This window comes from Alcanivorax sp., from assembly GCF_040118815.1.
Taxonomy (GTDB): Bacteria; Pseudomonadota; Gammaproteobacteria; order Pseudomonadales; family Alcanivoracaceae; genus Alcanivorax.
Window position 1 is genome coordinate 73,114 of the sequence record NZ_JBEDTC010000006.1, and the last position, 15,994, is coordinate 89,107.

The window sequence follows — 15,994 nt, forward strand, 5'->3', positions numbered from 1 at the left end:
TTCCGTTTGCCGGACGCATTCCAGCCTTTGTTGATGGCGAATTGACTACTGTACCGGAGACGGTGGTGGGAGTTCGAGGGAGGGGGTTTGCGCTGTGTCCAAGAATGGGCGTTGCTTTGTTAAATAAAGAAAAACCCCGGCGGGTAAGCCGGGGTTTTTTGTTTCCAGTCCTGCCCTTGTGAGGCAGGCCGGAAATGGGGTGCCGAGCCTGACACCGGATCGCATCCGACGTCAGGTCTCGGGCATCAGGCGTTTTCGATGCCCAACTTATACACGCTCGATCACGGTAGCGATACCCTGACCCAGGCCGATACACATGGTGGCAAGACCGATTTGGCCGTCTTTCCATTCCATGACGTTCAGCAGGGTGCCGGTAATACGTGCACCAGAACATCCGAGAGGGTGACCCAGGGCGATGGCGCCGCCGTTCAGGTTCACTTTCTCTTCCATCTTGTCGATCAGCTTCAGGTCCTTGGCCACCGGCAGGGACTGTGCAGCGAACGCTTCGTTCAGTTCTACATAGTCGATGTCGTCGATGGTCAGGCCTGCACGGGCCAGTGCTTTCTGGGTCGCTGGTACGGGACCGTAACCCATGATGGCAGCGTCACAACCGGCAACGGCCATGGAGCGGATCTTGGCGCGAGGCCTCAGGCCCATGGCCTGGGCACGCTCGGCGCTCATTACCAGCATGGCGGAGGCGCCGTCAGACAGGGCAGAGGAGGTACCGGCAGTGACGGTACCATTGGCCGGATCGAATACCGGACGCAGTTTCTGCATGTCTTCGATGCTGGCGCCAGGACGGATCACTTCGTCGATTTCGCACAGCACTTTGTGGCCATTCTGGTCGTGACCTTCGATGGGAACGATTTCGTTGTCCCAACGACCTTGCTGGGTTGCTTCCCAAGCCAGGCGGTGTGAACGAACGCCGAAGGCGTCTTGCTGTTCACGGGTGATGCCATGCATCTTGCCCAGCATTTCTGCGGTCAGGCCCATCATGTTGGACGCCTTGGCGGCCACTTTGGACATTTCCGGGTTCAGGTCGATGCCGTGATCCATGGCCACGTGGCCCATGTGCTCTACACCACCGATAACAAACACATCGCCGTTGCCGGTCATGATGCTTTGTGAGGCGGAGTGCAGTGCCTGCATGGAAGAACCACACAGACGGTTCACGGTTTGTGCAGCGCTGGTGCGCGGCAGGCCGGCCAGCATGGAGATGTTACGGGCGATGTTCATGCCCTGTTCTTTGGTCTGGTTTACACAGCCCCAAATTACATCTTCAGTGAGCTGGGTGTCCCAGTTCGGGTTACGGGCCATCAGTGCCTGGATCAGCTGGGCTGACAGTTTCTCGGCACGCACGTGACGGAACTGGCCATTACGGCTCTTGCCCATGGGGGTACGGACCGCATCGACGATGACGACGTCTTTAGGATTCAAACTCATATCTCTTACTCCTGCTTGTCCGTGGCTTAGGCGAAGAAAGACTCGCCCTTGGCGGCCATGTCTTTGAGCATCTGCGGTGCTTCGTAGATGCCACCCAGGTGCGCGTACTTGTCACACAGTGCGACGAATTCTTTAACGCCAACACTGTCGATGTAACGCAGCGGACCGCCACGGAAGGGAGGGAAGCCGATGCCGTAGATCATGGCCATGTCGGCCTCGGCAGCGGAACCAACGATGTTGTCTTCCAGGCAGCGAACGGTTTCGGTGCACATGGGGATCATCATGCGGGCGATGATTTCTTCCGCATCAAATTCCTGGGTGTCCGCAACGTGCGGCTTGATCAGTTCGTAGGTGGACTCGTCGACAACCTTTTTGGTTTTGCCTTTCTTGTCCAGCTCGTACTTGTAGAAGCCGATGCCGTTCTTCTGACCGTAACGATCGTTTTCGAACATGACGGTAGACACATCTTTGAAGTCGTACTGCATGCGCTCGGGGAAGCCTTCAGCCATAACCTGGGCCGCGTGAACACCGGTGTCGATGCCAACCACGTCCATCAGGTACGCCGGGCCCATGGGCCAGCCGAACTTCTGCATGACTTTATCGACCGCCTGGAAATCGGCACCGTCACGCATCAGCATGCCGAAGCCGCCGAAGTAGGGGAACAGTACACGGTTAACCAGGAAGCCGGGGCAGTCGTTAACCACGATGGGGGTTTTGCCCATTTTCTGAGCGTAGGCCACCAGGGTGCCAACGGTTTCGTCGGAGGTCTTCTCGCCACGGATCACTTCCACCAGCGGCATCATGTGTACCGGGTTGAAGAAGTGCATGCCGGCGAAGTCTTCCGGACGCTTCAGGGCTTCAGCCAGTTTGGTGATGGAGATGGTGGAGGTGTTGGAGGCTAGCACGGTGCCCTCGGTCACTTCGCCTTCCACTTCAGCCAGCACGGACTGCTTCACTTTTTGGTTCTCAACAACCGCTTCAACCACCACGTTCACATTGGCGAAGTCGCCGTAGTTCAGGGTCGGACGGATGGAGGACAGCACTTCGGCCATTTTGGCCGGCTTCATTTTCTTGCGATCAACGCGCTTGGTCAGCAGTTTGCTGGCTTCGCTCATGCCCAGGTCCAGCGCCTTGTCGGCAATGTCCTTCATGATGATCGGGGTGCCTTTGGAGGCAGACTGGAAGGCGATGCCGCCGCCCATGATGCCCGCGCCCAGTACCGCAGCCTGGTTGATGTCTTTGGAGGCCTTGGCGGTTTTGCCGTTAACTTTTTTCACTTGCTGGTCTGCCAGGAACAGGCCGACCAGGCAGGTCGCCTGTGAAGACTTGGCCACTTTGGCGAAGCCTTTGGCTTCCACTTCCAGGGCCTTGTCGCGGTTCATGCCACCGTGCTTTTGCATGGTGTTCACGGCTGCAACCGGTGCCGGGTAGTTCTTGCCGGCCTGACCCATCACCATGGCGGTGCAGGTCTGGAAGGCCATCATGTTTTCCATGGGCGGCAGTTTCAGCGGCTCGAGCTTCTCGGCGCGCTTGGCGCGGAAGTCGATTTTGCCGGCCAGACACTGCTTCACCAGGTCGATGGCAGCGTTCTGCAGTTCGTCAGGGGCGACGACTGCGTCAGCGACGCCGTCTTTCAGCGCTTTGTCGGCCTTGTGTTGGCCAGCAGCGGCGATCCATTCAACAGCGTTGTCCACACCGATCAGGCGGGGCAGACGCACGGTGCCGCCGAAGCCCGGGTACAGGCCCAGCTTCACTTCCGGCAGACCGACCTGGGCTTTTTCGCTCAGTACGCGGAAATCTGCGGCCAGGCACATTTCCAGGCCGCCACCCAGAGCGATGCCGTTAACGGCCGCCACTTTGGGAATGTCGAGGTCTTCAAAAGCGTTGAAGACTTCGTTGGATTTCAGACACCAGCCGGCGATTTCATCTTCCGGCAGCTTGAACATGTCTGTGAATTCGGTGATGTCGGCGCCAACAATGAAAACCCCTTTGCCGGAAGTCACGATCAGGCCTTTGATGTCGCTGTTACCTTTAACAGCTTCCACAGCCTTACCGAGGTCTTCCACGGTTTCCTGATTGAACTTGTTAACGGACTCGCCCTGAAGGTCAAACTTCAGTTCGGCGATGCCGTCGTCAAGCAGTTGTACGCTTACGGCGTTGCCTTGATAGATCATAGCTTCTGCTCTCCAGTCCCAAAGTACGCGGCTTTAATGACCGCTTTGGTGTGCCCCAGGCCCCGAATTCCGGGGTGGGCGCGCCGTTTATATAGCATTCATGTGAGTGTTTGCTTACATAAACAACGAAACTCGTAGGCCCGCAAGTATAGGGAAGCGGGATGACTTTTTTAGCCCTAATTTGTGACTATCTGGTCGTAGTGGTGATTGTGGGGCGCCGTATGGTGAAAATTTCATCACTTACTCCTTGTGTTCGTGCTGTTCGAGCGACGCCGTGGCAGACTGCCGGGCTTGAGCTTCCACTGTAGGAGCGGCGCTTGAGCCGCGAACCGAGCGCAGCGAGGATCGGGATCGTTCTTTGAACGATTCCGCGTTATCGCGGTTCGCACCTCCAGTGGCGCTCCTACAAAAAAGTCGCGCCCCTAGGTCACCGAGCACTGCCATGCCCATCGACAAACCCAGCTTGCCCAAGATCACCCGCCGGCCGCAGCACACGCCGGACTGGCCGGATGTGCCGCCCATGCTGGCGCGGATTTTGGCCGGGCGAGGGGTCACCGATCCGGCCCAGCTGAACCTGGGCTTGAAACGCCTGCCCCATCCCGAGCAGTTCACTGGTTTGCGTGGGGCTGTGGAGCTGCTTTTACAAGGGCGGGCTGACCATTGGCGCATTTGTATTGTGGGTGACTACGATGCGGACGGCGCCACCGCCACCACTTTGATGGTGCGAGGCCTGGAGCGGCTGGGGTATCCACGCCCGGACTTTCTGGTGCCGGACCGCTTTGAATACGGCTATGGCCTGTCGCCCGCCATCGTGGACCTGGCCAAAGAGCTGTACAACCCGGACCTGATCATCACCGTGGATAACGGCATTGCCAGTGTGGATGGCGTGGCTGCTGCTCGGGCACAGGGCATGCGGGTGCTGATTACTGACCATCACCTGCCCGGCGATACCCTGCCGGAAGCGGATGCGCTGGTGAACCCGCGCTTGCCCGGTTGCGAAGATTTTCCGGCCACCAATCTGGCCGGGGTCGGGGTGGCGTTTTATCTGTTGATGGACCTGCAGCGTGCACTGCGTGAGCAGGGTGTCGCCGCCAGCGCGCCGATTACGGATTTGCTGGATTTGGTGGCGCTGGGCACGGTGGCCGATGTGGTGGTGCTGGATGATGCCAACCGGGTCTTGGTGGAACAGGGCCTGCGGCGGATTCGCGCCGGTAAAGGCTGCCCAGGCATTCGCGCGTTGTTACAAGTCGCCGGGCGTGATCCCAACCGCGTGCTGGCGGCGGACATGGGCTTTGCGGTGGGGCCACGGCTGAATGCGGCGGGGCGCCTTACCGATATGACCCAGGGTATCGCTTGCCTGCTGGCGGAAACCGACGCCGAGGCCACCGAGATGGCACAGGACCTGGACACCATTAACCGCGAGCGTCGCTCTATCGAACACGGCATGCGCGATGCGGCCATGGAAGAGGTGGCTCGGCTGGATGCGGACAACCTGCCCGCCGGACTGTGCCTGTACGGCAAGGAGTGGCACGAAGGGGTGGTGGGGATTCTTGCTTCACGGGTGAAAGAAGCCATTCACCGCCCGGTGATTGCCTTTGCGCCTGCCCAGCAGCGTGGACAGTTGAAAGGCTCTGGCCGGTCCATTCCCGGTTTGCATCTGCGCGATGCCCTGGATGCAGTGGCCACGGCCAACCCCGGGCTACTGAACAAGTTCGGCGGCCATGCCATGGCGGCGGGTCTGTCGCTGGAACTGGATAAGCTGGACACGTTCAAGGTGGCCTTTGAAAAAGCGGTGGGTGAGTTGCTGCCACAGAAAGCGCTGGAGCGTATCGTCGAAACCGACGGTGAGCTAACCGATCAGGAATTGTCTCTGACCAATGCGGAATTACTCAGCCACCGCTTCCCCTGGGGTCAGGGCTTCCCGGCACCGAGTTTCGATGGCGAGTTCGAGGTGCTGAAGCATCGCATCGTTGGCGAGCGGCACCTAAAGCTGACCCTGGGCCTGCCCGGGATCAGCGGGGTGATTGATGCCATCCATTTCAACGTGGCCGTGGAGGCGTTGCCCAGCCGCATCAGCAAGGTGCGCGGGGTGTACCGTCTGGAGGTCAACGAATTCCGTGGCCAGCGCAATCCCCAGCTGTTGTTCGAGCATTTGATTCCGGTTTAGTGGGTTGGATCCGGTGGGGTGTCGGATTACGGCTACGCCTAATCCGACCTACATAACCCGCCAGCCCCCGTGACTATGTAGGTTGAATTAGCCTGAAAGGCGTAATCCAACATTGGGCCTCGAATCGAAACCGCTTTATGTTCCCACCCCCATCGACTCCTGCAAAATTGTCGACAATGGCTGTCGGGGGGCGTGGTTTTTGCTAGCATTGCCCATCGCGCTCGCCACCGGGCGCCTTTATTTCTTTGGTGTACGGCCCAAAAGGCCGTACCTGCAATGACTTTGCGGCGTGGCTATCGCCACCGCCGTGGTGTGTCCTTAACGGAGGGGACTCAAATGAAGACGATTCATAAACATCGGCTCAATACCAACAGTGACGTGCAGGACATCCGGCTGCCGGCAGAAGGCAAGGTGCTGCGGGTAGATTACGTTCTGCAGGAAGCGGTGATTTTTATGTGGGTGGAAGTGGACGCGGATACGGTGATCGACACCCCCAAGGAAGTGCGTCGCTTCAAGGTGTTCAACACCGGTTCCGGCATTCCCAATAATGCGAGCTACATCGGCACCACCATCGATAATATGAAAGCCGCGGCCTATCACGTCTACGAGCTGAAAGACTGATCGGCGCTACCGTAGGAGCGTCGCTGGCGGCGCGCTCACCACAGTCTTGAGTTGCGAGAAGCGAGTTTCGAAAGGCAAACCCTGGAATGCGGGCAAGCTTGATGATCGCTTCTCGTGACTCGAAACTCATGACGGGCTCTATCGCGCCGCCGGTGACGCTTCTGCCGGGCGGAGCAGCGTCGCCCCCTCGTCAGTTAACCTGCAAACCGGTAAACTGCGCCGCTTGCCGAGCGGCCATTTAGCCAGGCACCAATTTCAGTCATTTCAGAGAGACGTAATGGAAGTCAATCCGCTGCGAACCCACCTTTCCGACCTCGCCGGGCGCGTCGAAGCGCTTAGGGGGTATCTTTGACTACGCTCACAAGAGCGAACGTCTGACCGAAGTCGAGCGCGAGCTCGAAAACCCGGATGTCTGGAGCGATCCGGATTACGCCCGGGCTCTGGGCAAGGAGCGGGCCCAGCTGGAAATGGTCGTGAACACCATCAACGTCGCCTCCCAGGGAGCGGAAGACACCTCTGCCCTGTTGGATCTGGTGGTGGAGGAGGGAGACGAAAACACCCTCTCGGAAGTGGAAAGCGACCTGCGTGATCTGGAAAAAATGGTGGCGGATCTGGAATTCCGGCGCATGTTCTCCGGGCAGATGGATGCCAGCAGTGCCTATCTGGATATCCAGGCCGGTTCCGGTGGCACCGAGGCCCAGGACTGGGGCGAGATGATGCTGCGCATGTACCTGCGTTGGGGTGAAGCCCACGGCTTCAAGACCGAGCTGGTGGAAGCCTCCGCCGGTGATGTGGCTGGCATCAAGTCTGCCACTGTGCGTTTCGAAGGCGAGTACGCCTACGGCTGGTTGCGTACCGAAACCGGGGTGCACCGGCTGGTGCGCAAGAGCCCGTTCGATTCCGGCGGCCGCCGCCATACCTCGTTCAGTTCGGTATTCGTGTCCCCGGAAGTGGACGACGATATCGATGTGGACATCGACGTGGGCAGCATGCGGGTCGATACCTATCGTGCCTCCGGTGCAGGTGGTCAGCACGTTAACCGGACCGATTCGGCGGTGCGGCTGACCTATGAATACACCGATGATGGTGGCGAGAAGCACACCTTGGTGACTCAGTGTCAGAGCGGACGTAGTCAGCACCAGAACAAGGATCAGGCACTGAAGATGATGCAGGCCAAGGTCTACGAAGTGGAGATGCAGCGCCGCAACGCCGAAAAGCAGGTCCAGGAAAGCAACAAGTCGGATATTGGCTGGGGCAGCCAGATTCGCTCTTATGTACTGGATGATGGCCGCATTAAGGATCTGCGCACAGGCGTAGAGAGCCACAATACCCAGCAGGTATTGGACGGCGCGCTGGATCAGTTTATCGAAGCCTCCCTGAAAGCGGGATTGTGATTGATACGCCTGAGGCTTGAGGCCTAACGCCTGACGCTAATCCCAAAGCGTCTGGTGTTAGGCATCCTGCGTTTGGCGCTTTACCGGAAGCACTGAGTTATGAGCCAAGACGAAACCACACAGAATGCTGACGCCTCTCAACAGGCGGCCACCGAGAACCGCCTGATTGCCGAGCGCCGTGCCAAGCTGACCGAACTGCGCGAACACGGTAATCCGTTCCCGAACCATTTCCGTCGGGATTCGCTGGCCGCCGATCTGCAAGCGCAGTACGGCGAGTTCACCAAGGAAGAGCTGGAAGAGAAAAACATTCAGGTGGCAGTGGCTGGCCGCATGATGCTGGACCGCAAAGCCTTCAAGGTGCTGCAGGACATGTCCGGGCGCATCCAGATTTTTGCGCCCAAGGATGAAACCCGCGATGTGCGCAAAGAGACCAAGAGCTGGGATCTGGGCGACATCATTGGGGTGCGCGGCACGCTGTGCAAATCCGGCAAGGGCGACCTTTACGTGATGATGGATGAGTATCTGCTGCTCACCAAGTCTCTGCGTCCGCTACCTGAGAAGCACAAGGGGCTGACTGACACCGAAGCCAAATACCGCCAGCGCTATGTGGACTTGATCGTCAACGAGGACACCCGCAAGGCGTTCCAGATCCGCGCCAAAATCGTTGCCGGGATTCGCAATTTCCTGGTGCAGAAAGATTTCGTGGAAGCGGAAACGCCTATGTTGCAGGTGATTCCTGGTGGCGCCACGGCGCGGCCCTTTATTACCCATCACAACAGCCTGGATATGGACATGTACCTGCGCATTGCGCCGGAACTGTACCTGAAACGATTAGTCGTGGGCGGCTTCGAGAAGGTGTTCGAGATCAACCGCAACTTCCGTAATGAAGGCCTTTCCACCCGGCACAACCCGGAATTCACCATGCTGGAGTTCTACCAGGCATACGGGGACTTCCACGACCTGATGAACCTGACCGAGGAAATGTTGCGTACCTTGGCTGAAACCGTGCTGGGTACCACGGATGTGGCTTATCAGGGTGATGTATACGATTTTGGTAAACCCTTTACCCGCATGACGGTTTTCGATTCCATTCTGCATTTTAATCCCGATATGGATGCTGCCAAATTGGCGGACCCGGACGGGGCCCGCGAGATCGCCACCGGGCTGGGCATTCCGCTCAAGGACGGTTACGGGCTGGGCAAGGTGCAGATCGAGATCTTCGAGAAGACGGTTGAACACCGCCTGAAAGATCCGACCTTTATTACCGAGTACCCTACCGAGGTGTCGCCGTTGGCGCGCCGCATGGACGATAACCCCTTCGTGACAGAGCGGTTCGAGTTCTTCGTGGGTGGCCGCGAAATCGCCAATGGCTTCTCCGAGCTGAACGACGCGGAAGATCAGGCCGAGCGCTTCCGGCAGCAGGTGGAAGAGAAGGCGGCGGGTGACGATGAAGCCATGTTCTATGACGAAGATTATGTGGTTGCGCTGGAGCATGGCCTGCCGCCGACGGCTGGTGAAGGCATCGGCATCGATCGTCTGGTAATGTTGTTCACAGATGCACCGTCCATTCGGGACGTGATTCTTTTTCCGCATATGCGGCCTCACGGGCGGTAATGGCGGTTTTTCGGGCGCATGTTGCGCCCGCTGCTTGCGAGTTTGAGGTCGGGAGAACGACACACAAATTCAGGGCTTACAACAAAGGCTGGCTGCGTCCATGACAAGTGCAATTCAGTACCAGGGAAGAAAAGCGCGCCGCACTGGTAGCGAGCAGCGCCGACAGGCCATTCTTGAGGCCTCGCTTAGCATTATCGTGCGTGAAGGCATCCGTGCCGTTCGTCACCGTGCTGTTGCGCGGGAAGCGGAAGTCCCTCTTTCGGCGACCACCTATTATTTCAAAGACATCTCTGATTTGATCGCTGACACTTTCGCATTGTTCGCTGAGCGAGCAATCAAGGAAGTGATCGAACCCTTCAAGGAGCAGGCGTTCGGGCTGATGTCGCAGTTTTCCCGCGATAGCCTGAGACAGCCCGATGAGCGAGCCCGGTTGGTAAGGCTGCTTGCCCAGATGATGGGGGCTTTCATCGTTGATGAGTTGCAGAACCGTCGTGGCCATGTGGTTGCTGAGCAGGCCTTTATTCAAGAAGCTGTGCTGGATGCCCGCCTGCGGGAAATGGCCGATATGTATCTGGCTCAGCATGTGGAAACCTTGGCAATGGCCTGCGAGCTGTTTGGCTGCAAAGAGCCCAAGCTGGACGCAGAGTTGATTTTCTCGACCTTTTTATCCATTGAGCAGCGTTTGTTAGTGCACCCGGAAAAAATTTCCCAGGAGTATGCGGAAAAACGGATGTACAACTTGATGGAGAAAGTGTTGCCCCATGGTTAGTCCTGATGCCGTGAACAACCTGGATAGTAAGGCTGTGCAGTTAGAGCCGGGTTGGAAGCGGCATCTGGCGGGCGAGTTCGAGCAGGATTACATGGCGCAACTGCGCGCTTTTTTGGCTGAACAAAAGTGTGCGGGTAAAACGGTCTTTCCTCCCGGACCGGATATTTTCAATGCTTTCAACCTGACGCCGTTCGAGCAGGTGAAGGTGGTGATTTTGGGTCAGGACCCTTACCACGGCCCCGACCAGGCCCATGGCCTGTGTTTTTCTGTTCAGCATGGTGTGAAGATGCCGCCGTCTCTGGTGAATATCTACAAGGAAATTCATCGGGATCTGGGTTTTGCGATTCCTTCCCATGGAAACCTGACCCATTGGGCTGAGCAAGGTGTGTTGCTGCTCAATGCGGTGCTTACTGTGGAAGCCGGGCAGGCCGCGTCTCATCAGAAGCAGGGCTGGGAAAGGTTTACCGACGAGGCTATCGAGCACCTGAATCGTGAGCGTGACGGCCTGGTATTCCTGCTGTGGGGAAGCCATGCCCAGAAGAAGGGTCGGCTGATTGATCGCGACAAACACTGCGTGCTCACCGCTCCACATCCCTCTCCATTGTCTGCCTATCGCGGTTTCCTCGGCTGTGGCCACTTCTCCCGCGCCAATCAATACCTGCTTCAGCAGGGAAAACAGGCCATCGACTGGTCGGTGCCGGAGTGAACCCGCTACGAGCTGCTAGCTCCTAGCTGCGACGCGAATCAGGCTTTGGTGCCGCACGATAAGCGATGGCGCCGCGCCGCTTGCCTAAATCCATGCGACACAACGACAGCGCGGAGTAAGGGAAATAAGATCTGCATGGCCTTTCCCCGTGTTACAGCTTGTGGCTTGGAGCTTGCCCCAGCCCGCGGTACCATCTTTGCCGAATTGAGACCAAGGAGTTGTTGTGTCTGACTGCGTGCTGTTTTCTGAAATTGAAACCCGCTGCGGCCGTGTGATCGCCCGCGCCACCCTGAATGCCCCCAAATCCCTGAACGCGCTTAGCCTGGAAATGATCCAGTTGCTGAGTGAAAAGCTGGATGCCTGGGAGCAACGTTCCGATGTGGTGGCGATCTGGTTGGATGGTGCGGGTGGCAAGGCGCTCTGTGCGGGCGGCGATATCGTGCAGATGCACAAGTCCATGGTGAAACATGCGGGCGAAGGCCGTAACCCGTTTACCGAAGAATATTTTGCGGCGGAATATGTGCTGGATTATCGGCTGCACACCAGTGCGATTCCGGTAATTGTTTACGGTGATGGCATTGTCATGGGCGGCGGCATGGGCCTGCTGCAGGGTGCAGATTTTCGTCTGGTCACGCCTCGCTCGCGCATGGCTATGCCGGAAATTACCATCGGCCTGTTTCCTGATGTGGGCGGCAGCTGGTTCCTGAATCGTTTGCCTGGCCGTGTTGGTTTGTTTCTCGGTTTGACCGGTGTGCATATCAACGGCCGCGAAGCGGTAGAAGTGGGTATGGCAGACCGTATGGTGGACGCTGATGCAGACAGCTTGTTGAGCGCTCTGGCCGAGCAAAACTTTGTGGATGATGAAGCGGGCAACCGCGCGGTAATGTACCGCTTGTTCAAGCAGCACGCGGCAGACATGAAGGATCTGCCTCATCCTCTGATTGACCACTTGCCGTTGATCAATCGTTTGTGTGATGGCGAAAGTATTGAGGTGGTCACCGATCAGCTGCTGAATGTGAAAGAGCGTGATCGCTGGTTGGACAAGGCACTGGGCAACCTGGAACGGGGCTGCCCGCAAACCGCCCACCTGGTCTGGGAGCAGTTGGACCGCTCTACCTATTACGATCTGGCTGAGGTGTTCCGCATGGAGTGGTGCCTGGCGGTGCAATGTTCACTGCACGGCGACTTCCGGGAAGGGGTGCGCGCCTTGTTGATCGACAAGGATGGCAAGCCCGGTTTCCGGCATCGCGATGTGGCGTCGGTGCCCAAAGATTACATCGACAGCTTCTTCCGCTGTCCGGCACCGAAGCACCCACTGGCGGATTTGGGTAAGACCCAGTAATCCCGGCAATGCAAAAAAGGCGCTTCGGCGCCTTTTTTGTGTGGAAAGGGGGCAGTTGGCGTAGGTCGAATTAGCCTGAAAGGCGTAATCCGACACAGGAGGTGGTCGTGGCGGCACCTTAGGTTGTCGGATTACGGCCTTCGGCCTAATTCGACCTACTGGCGCGTGCGGGCTGTGTAGGGATCAGTCCTTCCAGGGCAGTGTATAGGGCAGGGTGCCGAGCGTGCTGTTTAGTGGCTCGTCGTCCTTGAACAGTACGCCGTCGGTATCCCGGCGGAGCACTACCAGGGCGCTGTAGCCGTTGGCGGTGCGGGCGCTGCTGACCACTTCGCCGGCGGCTTTGCCGTTGCTGTTGCGCAGGGGCTCGCCTGGTAGCAGCTCAACGTCGGCGGTGTAATCGATGCGTTGCATGCGTTGCTTGAGTTTGCCCTTGAAGTGCATGCGCGCGACCACTTCCTGGCCGGTGTAGCAGCCTTTCTTGAAATTCACGCCGGCAGTGACGTCATAGTTGAGTACTTGGGGCAGGAACAGGTCTTCCGCACCCGGGTAGACCATGCCTTCGCCTGCATCGATGTCGGCTTGCCGCCAGCCGTTGGCATTGGTGGCTGTACGGTCCTGGGCTAATACGGTCCAGACGGATTCGGCCCGTTCTTTGTCGCTAATCAACAGGGCATGATCCGTATTGGGGTAGCGTAACCACAGGCCTTGCCCGTTACGGCCGGTTTGCCCCGGCTCTGGCAGAGTGGTTGGCAATTGGCCGGTCAGGCCGATGATGACGGCTTGCTCGTCTACCTGAAAGTCCACTTTGGCGCGCAGGCGGTATTTCATCAGTGATTTAATCACCGCCTCGGATTGTCCTGTGGGACAAAGCATCAGGTAATCGTCGCCGTCACGGACGGTGCGCACGCTGACCAGGCCCCGGCCTTTCAGGCTCAGATGCATACCGGTGAGGTGACCGCCGGTATCTACGTCATGCAGGTCGCAGGAAAGCTGCCCTTGCAGGTAATGGCCCGCTTCCTCGCCGTGGGCACGAATGACGGCCAGATGATCGCAATGGCTTAATGCCGGTGCGGTGCTTGCCTCGGCATGTTCGACGAGGGGTTGGGCGGCGATAAACTGAGACCAGCTCATGGGGCTCCTGTTGTCTTGTGGTGTGTCTTGCTGTGCGACCCCGGGGGAGTCGAGAAATCATCAGGCATGATAGATAATGCGCGCACAGCCTGAAAGCCATGGCTGGTAATTGGCGCAAGACGCCGGAGTGTCTGATCAGGATAGCGCAGAAATGAGTAATGAAGACCTGAAACGTAAATATCGCTGGCAGTGCCGCCGGGGCGCCTCGGAAGTGGAGGTGGTGCTGTACGGTTATCTGGATAACCATTTTGATGTAGAGCCGGCGGAGCGCCAGGCGCAGTTCGCCACTTTGCTCGCGTGCGAGGATGCGGATATGTTCGAGTGGTTCACCTACCGCAGTGAGCCCACTGACCCGAAGTTGCAAGAGTATGTGAGCCATGTCCTCGGCCTGGTCTCCGCGAAGAAAGGTTAAGTTGGCCTCCTCCCGCTATCCGGCGCGTCTGCGCTGGCTGGCGATAGGGTTGGCGGCACTGGTTGTTGTGCTGTCGCCATTGCCGGGCTCGGCTACCTTGCTATTGCTCGTGGCGCTACCGTGGCTGGTTCTCGGTTGGCGCCTGCCGCAGCCGGAGACGCTGGAGTTGCACGCGCAGACGTTGACAGTAGCGGGCAAGCACACCCAGGTGATGGAGAGGCCCCTGCGGGTTATTCGTCATGGCCCCTGGCTGGCAATGCAAACGCCGAAGGGCTGGCTGCATGTGTTTGAGGACCAGGCACCGGTGGCGGAGTTGCAGCCGTTTTATCAGTGGCTCTGGGTGAAGCGCAAGAGAGGGTAGCTACAAGCTACAAGCTACAAGCTACAAGCTACAAGCTACAAGCTACAAGCTACAAGCTACAAGCTACAAGCTTGGGTGGGGAAGCGAGAAAAGTTCCCCCGGTTTTCCTTTTCAACTTTTCACTTTGAACTTTCAACTCATCTTTCGCGGGCAGAGTGGCCAACGTGTGGCAGCACCTCCAACCCGCGTTGCAGCTTGAAACTTGTGCCTTGCCGCTATTTCAATCAGAACGTCCCCGGCACCAGCACCGTATCCCCGGTTTCCTCATTGATTCCCGGGAAGTCCCGCATGAAGTGCAGGCCACGGCTTTCCTTGCGTTGCATGGCGGAGCGGATGATCAGCTCGGCGATCACCACCAGGTTGCGCAGCTCCAGCAGGTCGTTGCTGATGTGGTAGTTGCTGTAATACTCGGCGATTTCGCTTTTCAGCAGCTCGGCCCGGTGCAGGGCGCGCTCCAGGCGTTTTTCCGTTCTCACAATGCCCACGTAATCCCACATGAAACGGCGCAGTTCATCCCAGTTGTGGCTGATGACCACGTCCTCGTCGGAATCGGTGACCTGGGAGTCGTCCCACTCGTTGTCGTCGCGGGGTGTAGGGATGCCTTCCAGATGGGTGCGGATATGATCGGCGGCGGCTTTGCCGTAGACGAAGCATTCCAGCAGGGAGTTGCTGGCCATGCGGTTGGCGCCGTGCAGGCCGGTGAAGCTGGTTTCGCCGATGGCGTAGAGGCCGGGCACATCGGTTTGTCCGTGTTCGTTGATCATTACGCCGCCACAGGTGTAGTGGGCGGCAGGCACCACGGGGATCGGATCGCGGGTGATATCCAGCCCCAGTTGCAGGCACTTGGCGTACACAGTGGGGAAGTGCTCGATGATGAAATCCGCTGGCTTGTGGCTGATGTCCAGATACAGGCAGTCCGCGCCGAGGCGTTTCATTTCATGGTCAATAGCGCGCGCCACTACGTCGCGCGGGGCCAGCTCGCCACGCTCATCAAAGCGGTTCATGAAGCGTTCGCCATTGGGAAGCAGTAGGTGCCCGCCTTCGCCGCGAATGGCTTCGGTGACCAGGAAGCTCTTCGCCTTGGGGTGGTAAAGGCAGGTGGGGTGGAACTGCATAAACTCCATGTTCGCCACCCGGCAGCCTGCGCGCCAAGCTATGGCGATGCCGTCGCCAGTGGCCACGTCCGGGTTGGAGGTATAGAGATACACCTTGGACGCGCCGCCGGTGGCCAGCACCACGGAACGGGCCAGGATGACGTCGGTTTCGCCGGTTTGAATGTTGTGTACGTAGGCGCCGCAACAGCGTTTTTCTTTGCCTTGTCCCCCGTTTGGGGCGTCGTGCTCCTGCACGATCAGGTCCACGGCCACCCGGTGTTCAAAGCGGGTTACGTTGCTCTTCCGGCAGACCTGCTCGATCAGGGTGCCGGAAATGGCTTTGCCGGTAGCGTCGGCGGCATGAATGATGCGCCGGTGGCTATGGCCGCCTTCGCGGGTCAGGTGGTAGGGCAATTTGCTGCCATCGCCGCTGTCAAAACGGGTGAAATCCACCCCCAGATCAATCAACCAGCGGATGGCGTCCGGACCATTTTCCACGGTGAACCGCACTGCATCGTCATGGCACAGCCCGGCGCCGGCTACGTGAGTATCGGCCACGTGGCTTTCCAGCGAATCTTCCTGGTCCAGCACCGCGGCCACACCACCTTGGGCGTAGTAGGTGCTGGCACTGGTGAGCTCCCCTTTGGAGAGCAGGGCAACCTGACACTCATCCGGCAGGCGCAATGCGGCGGTAAGGCCTGCAGCGCCGGAGCCGATAATGAGTACATCGTGTCGGTAGGTGGCCATGGGCGATCCTGTTAGTGAA

General features: G+C 58.5%; 13 protein-coding genes. 9 read left to right on the top strand and 4 right to left on the bottom strand.

Going from position 1 to position 15,994, the window contains the following annotated elements; all coding sequences use genetic code 11:
- Positions 1–267 precede the first annotated feature (267 nt).
- Together fadA and fadB are read right to left on the bottom strand one after the other, a co-directional pair.
- A complete protein-coding gene (gene fadA, locus ABNH18_RS04335; protein WP_349381624.1) occupies positions 268–1,443 on the bottom strand; it encodes an acetyl-CoA C-acyltransferase FadA in 1,176 nt (391 codons plus the stop codon).
- Positions 1,444–1,469: 26 nt separating this feature from the next.
- Positions 1,470–3,617, bottom strand: coding sequence for a fatty acid oxidation complex subunit alpha FadB (gene fadB / locus ABNH18_RS04340; RefSeq protein WP_349381625.1), 2,148 nt, complete (start codon positions 3,615–3,617; stop codon positions 1,470–1,472).
- A 442-nt stretch (positions 3,618–4,059) separates the two neighbouring features.
- Between fadB and recJ the strand changes: the two genes are divergently transcribed.
- From recJ to ABNH18_RS04375, 7 genes are all read left to right on the top strand, one after another.
- Positions 4,060–5,784 (top strand): single-stranded-DNA-specific exonuclease RecJ, encoded by a 1,725-nt coding sequence (gene recJ / locus ABNH18_RS04345; RefSeq protein WP_349381626.1) that lies wholly within the window; start codon positions 4,060–4,062, stop codon positions 5,782–5,784.
- A gap of 336 nt (positions 5,785–6,120) precedes the next feature.
- Positions 6,121–6,405: a DUF7352 domain-containing protein gene (locus ABNH18_RS04350; RefSeq protein ID WP_349381627.1), complete on the top strand. Its 285-nt coding sequence runs from the start codon at positions 6,121–6,123 to the stop codon at positions 6,403–6,405.
- A gap of 277 nt (positions 6,406–6,682) precedes the next feature.
- A protein-coding gene (prfB, locus tag ABNH18_RS04355; RefSeq protein ID WP_349381628.1) for a peptide chain release factor 2 occupies positions 6,683–7,799 on the top strand; the annotation gives its coding sequence in 2 pieces (ribosomal slippage) (positions 6,683–6,754 and positions 6,756–7,799; 1,116 coding nt in all).
- A 99-nt stretch (positions 7,800–7,898) separates the two neighbouring features.
- Positions 7,899–9,413: a lysine--tRNA ligase gene (lysS, locus tag ABNH18_RS04360; protein ID WP_349381629.1), complete on the top strand. Its 1,515-nt coding sequence runs from the start codon at positions 7,899–7,901 to the stop codon at positions 9,411–9,413.
- A 100-nt stretch (positions 9,414–9,513) separates the two neighbouring features.
- The gene (locus ABNH18_RS04365) at positions 9,514–10,182 is read left to right on the top strand and encodes a TetR/AcrR family transcriptional regulator (protein ID WP_349381630.1); all 669 of its coding nucleotides are present in this window, start codon (positions 9,514–9,516) and stop codon (positions 10,180–10,182) included.
- Complete coding sequence (gene ung / locus ABNH18_RS04370) at positions 10,175–10,888, top strand: uracil-DNA glycosylase (protein ID WP_349381631.1); 714 nt, start codon at positions 10,175–10,177, stop codon at positions 10,886–10,888. Before ABNH18_RS04365 ends, ung begins: the two co-directional genes overlap by 8 nt.
- Before the next feature lie 223 nt (positions 10,889–11,111).
- Positions 11,112–12,230 carry an enoyl-CoA hydratase/isomerase family protein gene (locus ABNH18_RS04375; protein WP_349381632.1) on the top strand — a complete coding sequence of 373 codons (1,119 nt, stop codon included), beginning with the start codon at positions 11,112–11,114 and terminating at the stop codon, positions 12,228–12,230.
- A gap of 183 nt (positions 12,231–12,413) precedes the next feature.
- Here ABNH18_RS04375 and ygfZ read toward each other — a convergent pair whose 3' ends face one another.
- Complete coding sequence (gene ygfZ, locus ABNH18_RS04380) at positions 12,414–13,361, bottom strand: CAF17-like 4Fe-4S cluster assembly/insertion protein YgfZ (RefSeq protein ID WP_349381633.1); 948 nt, start codon at positions 13,359–13,361, stop codon at positions 12,414–12,416.
- Between the two features lie 127 nt (positions 13,362–13,488).
- Here ygfZ and ABNH18_RS04385 point away from each other — a divergent pair, with 127 nt between their 5' ends.
- On the top strand, positions 13,489–13,773 hold the full coding sequence (locus ABNH18_RS04385; protein WP_349381634.1) for an FAD assembly factor SdhE: 285 nt from the start codon (positions 13,489–13,491) through the stop codon (positions 13,771–13,773).
- Positions 13,739–14,134: a hypothetical protein gene (locus ABNH18_RS04390; RefSeq protein ID WP_349381635.1), complete on the top strand. Its 396-nt coding sequence runs from the start codon at positions 13,739–13,741 to the stop codon at positions 14,132–14,134. The genes ABNH18_RS04385 and ABNH18_RS04390 overlap by 35 nt, the downstream gene beginning before the upstream one ends.
- A 224-nt stretch (positions 14,135–14,358) precedes the next feature.
- Here ABNH18_RS04390 and nadB read toward each other — a convergent pair whose 3' ends face one another.
- Positions 14,359–15,975 (bottom strand): L-aspartate oxidase, encoded by a 1,617-nt coding sequence (nadB, locus tag ABNH18_RS04395; RefSeq protein WP_349381636.1) that lies wholly within the window; start codon positions 15,973–15,975, stop codon positions 14,359–14,361.
- Positions 15,976–15,994: the final 19 nt, after the last annotated feature.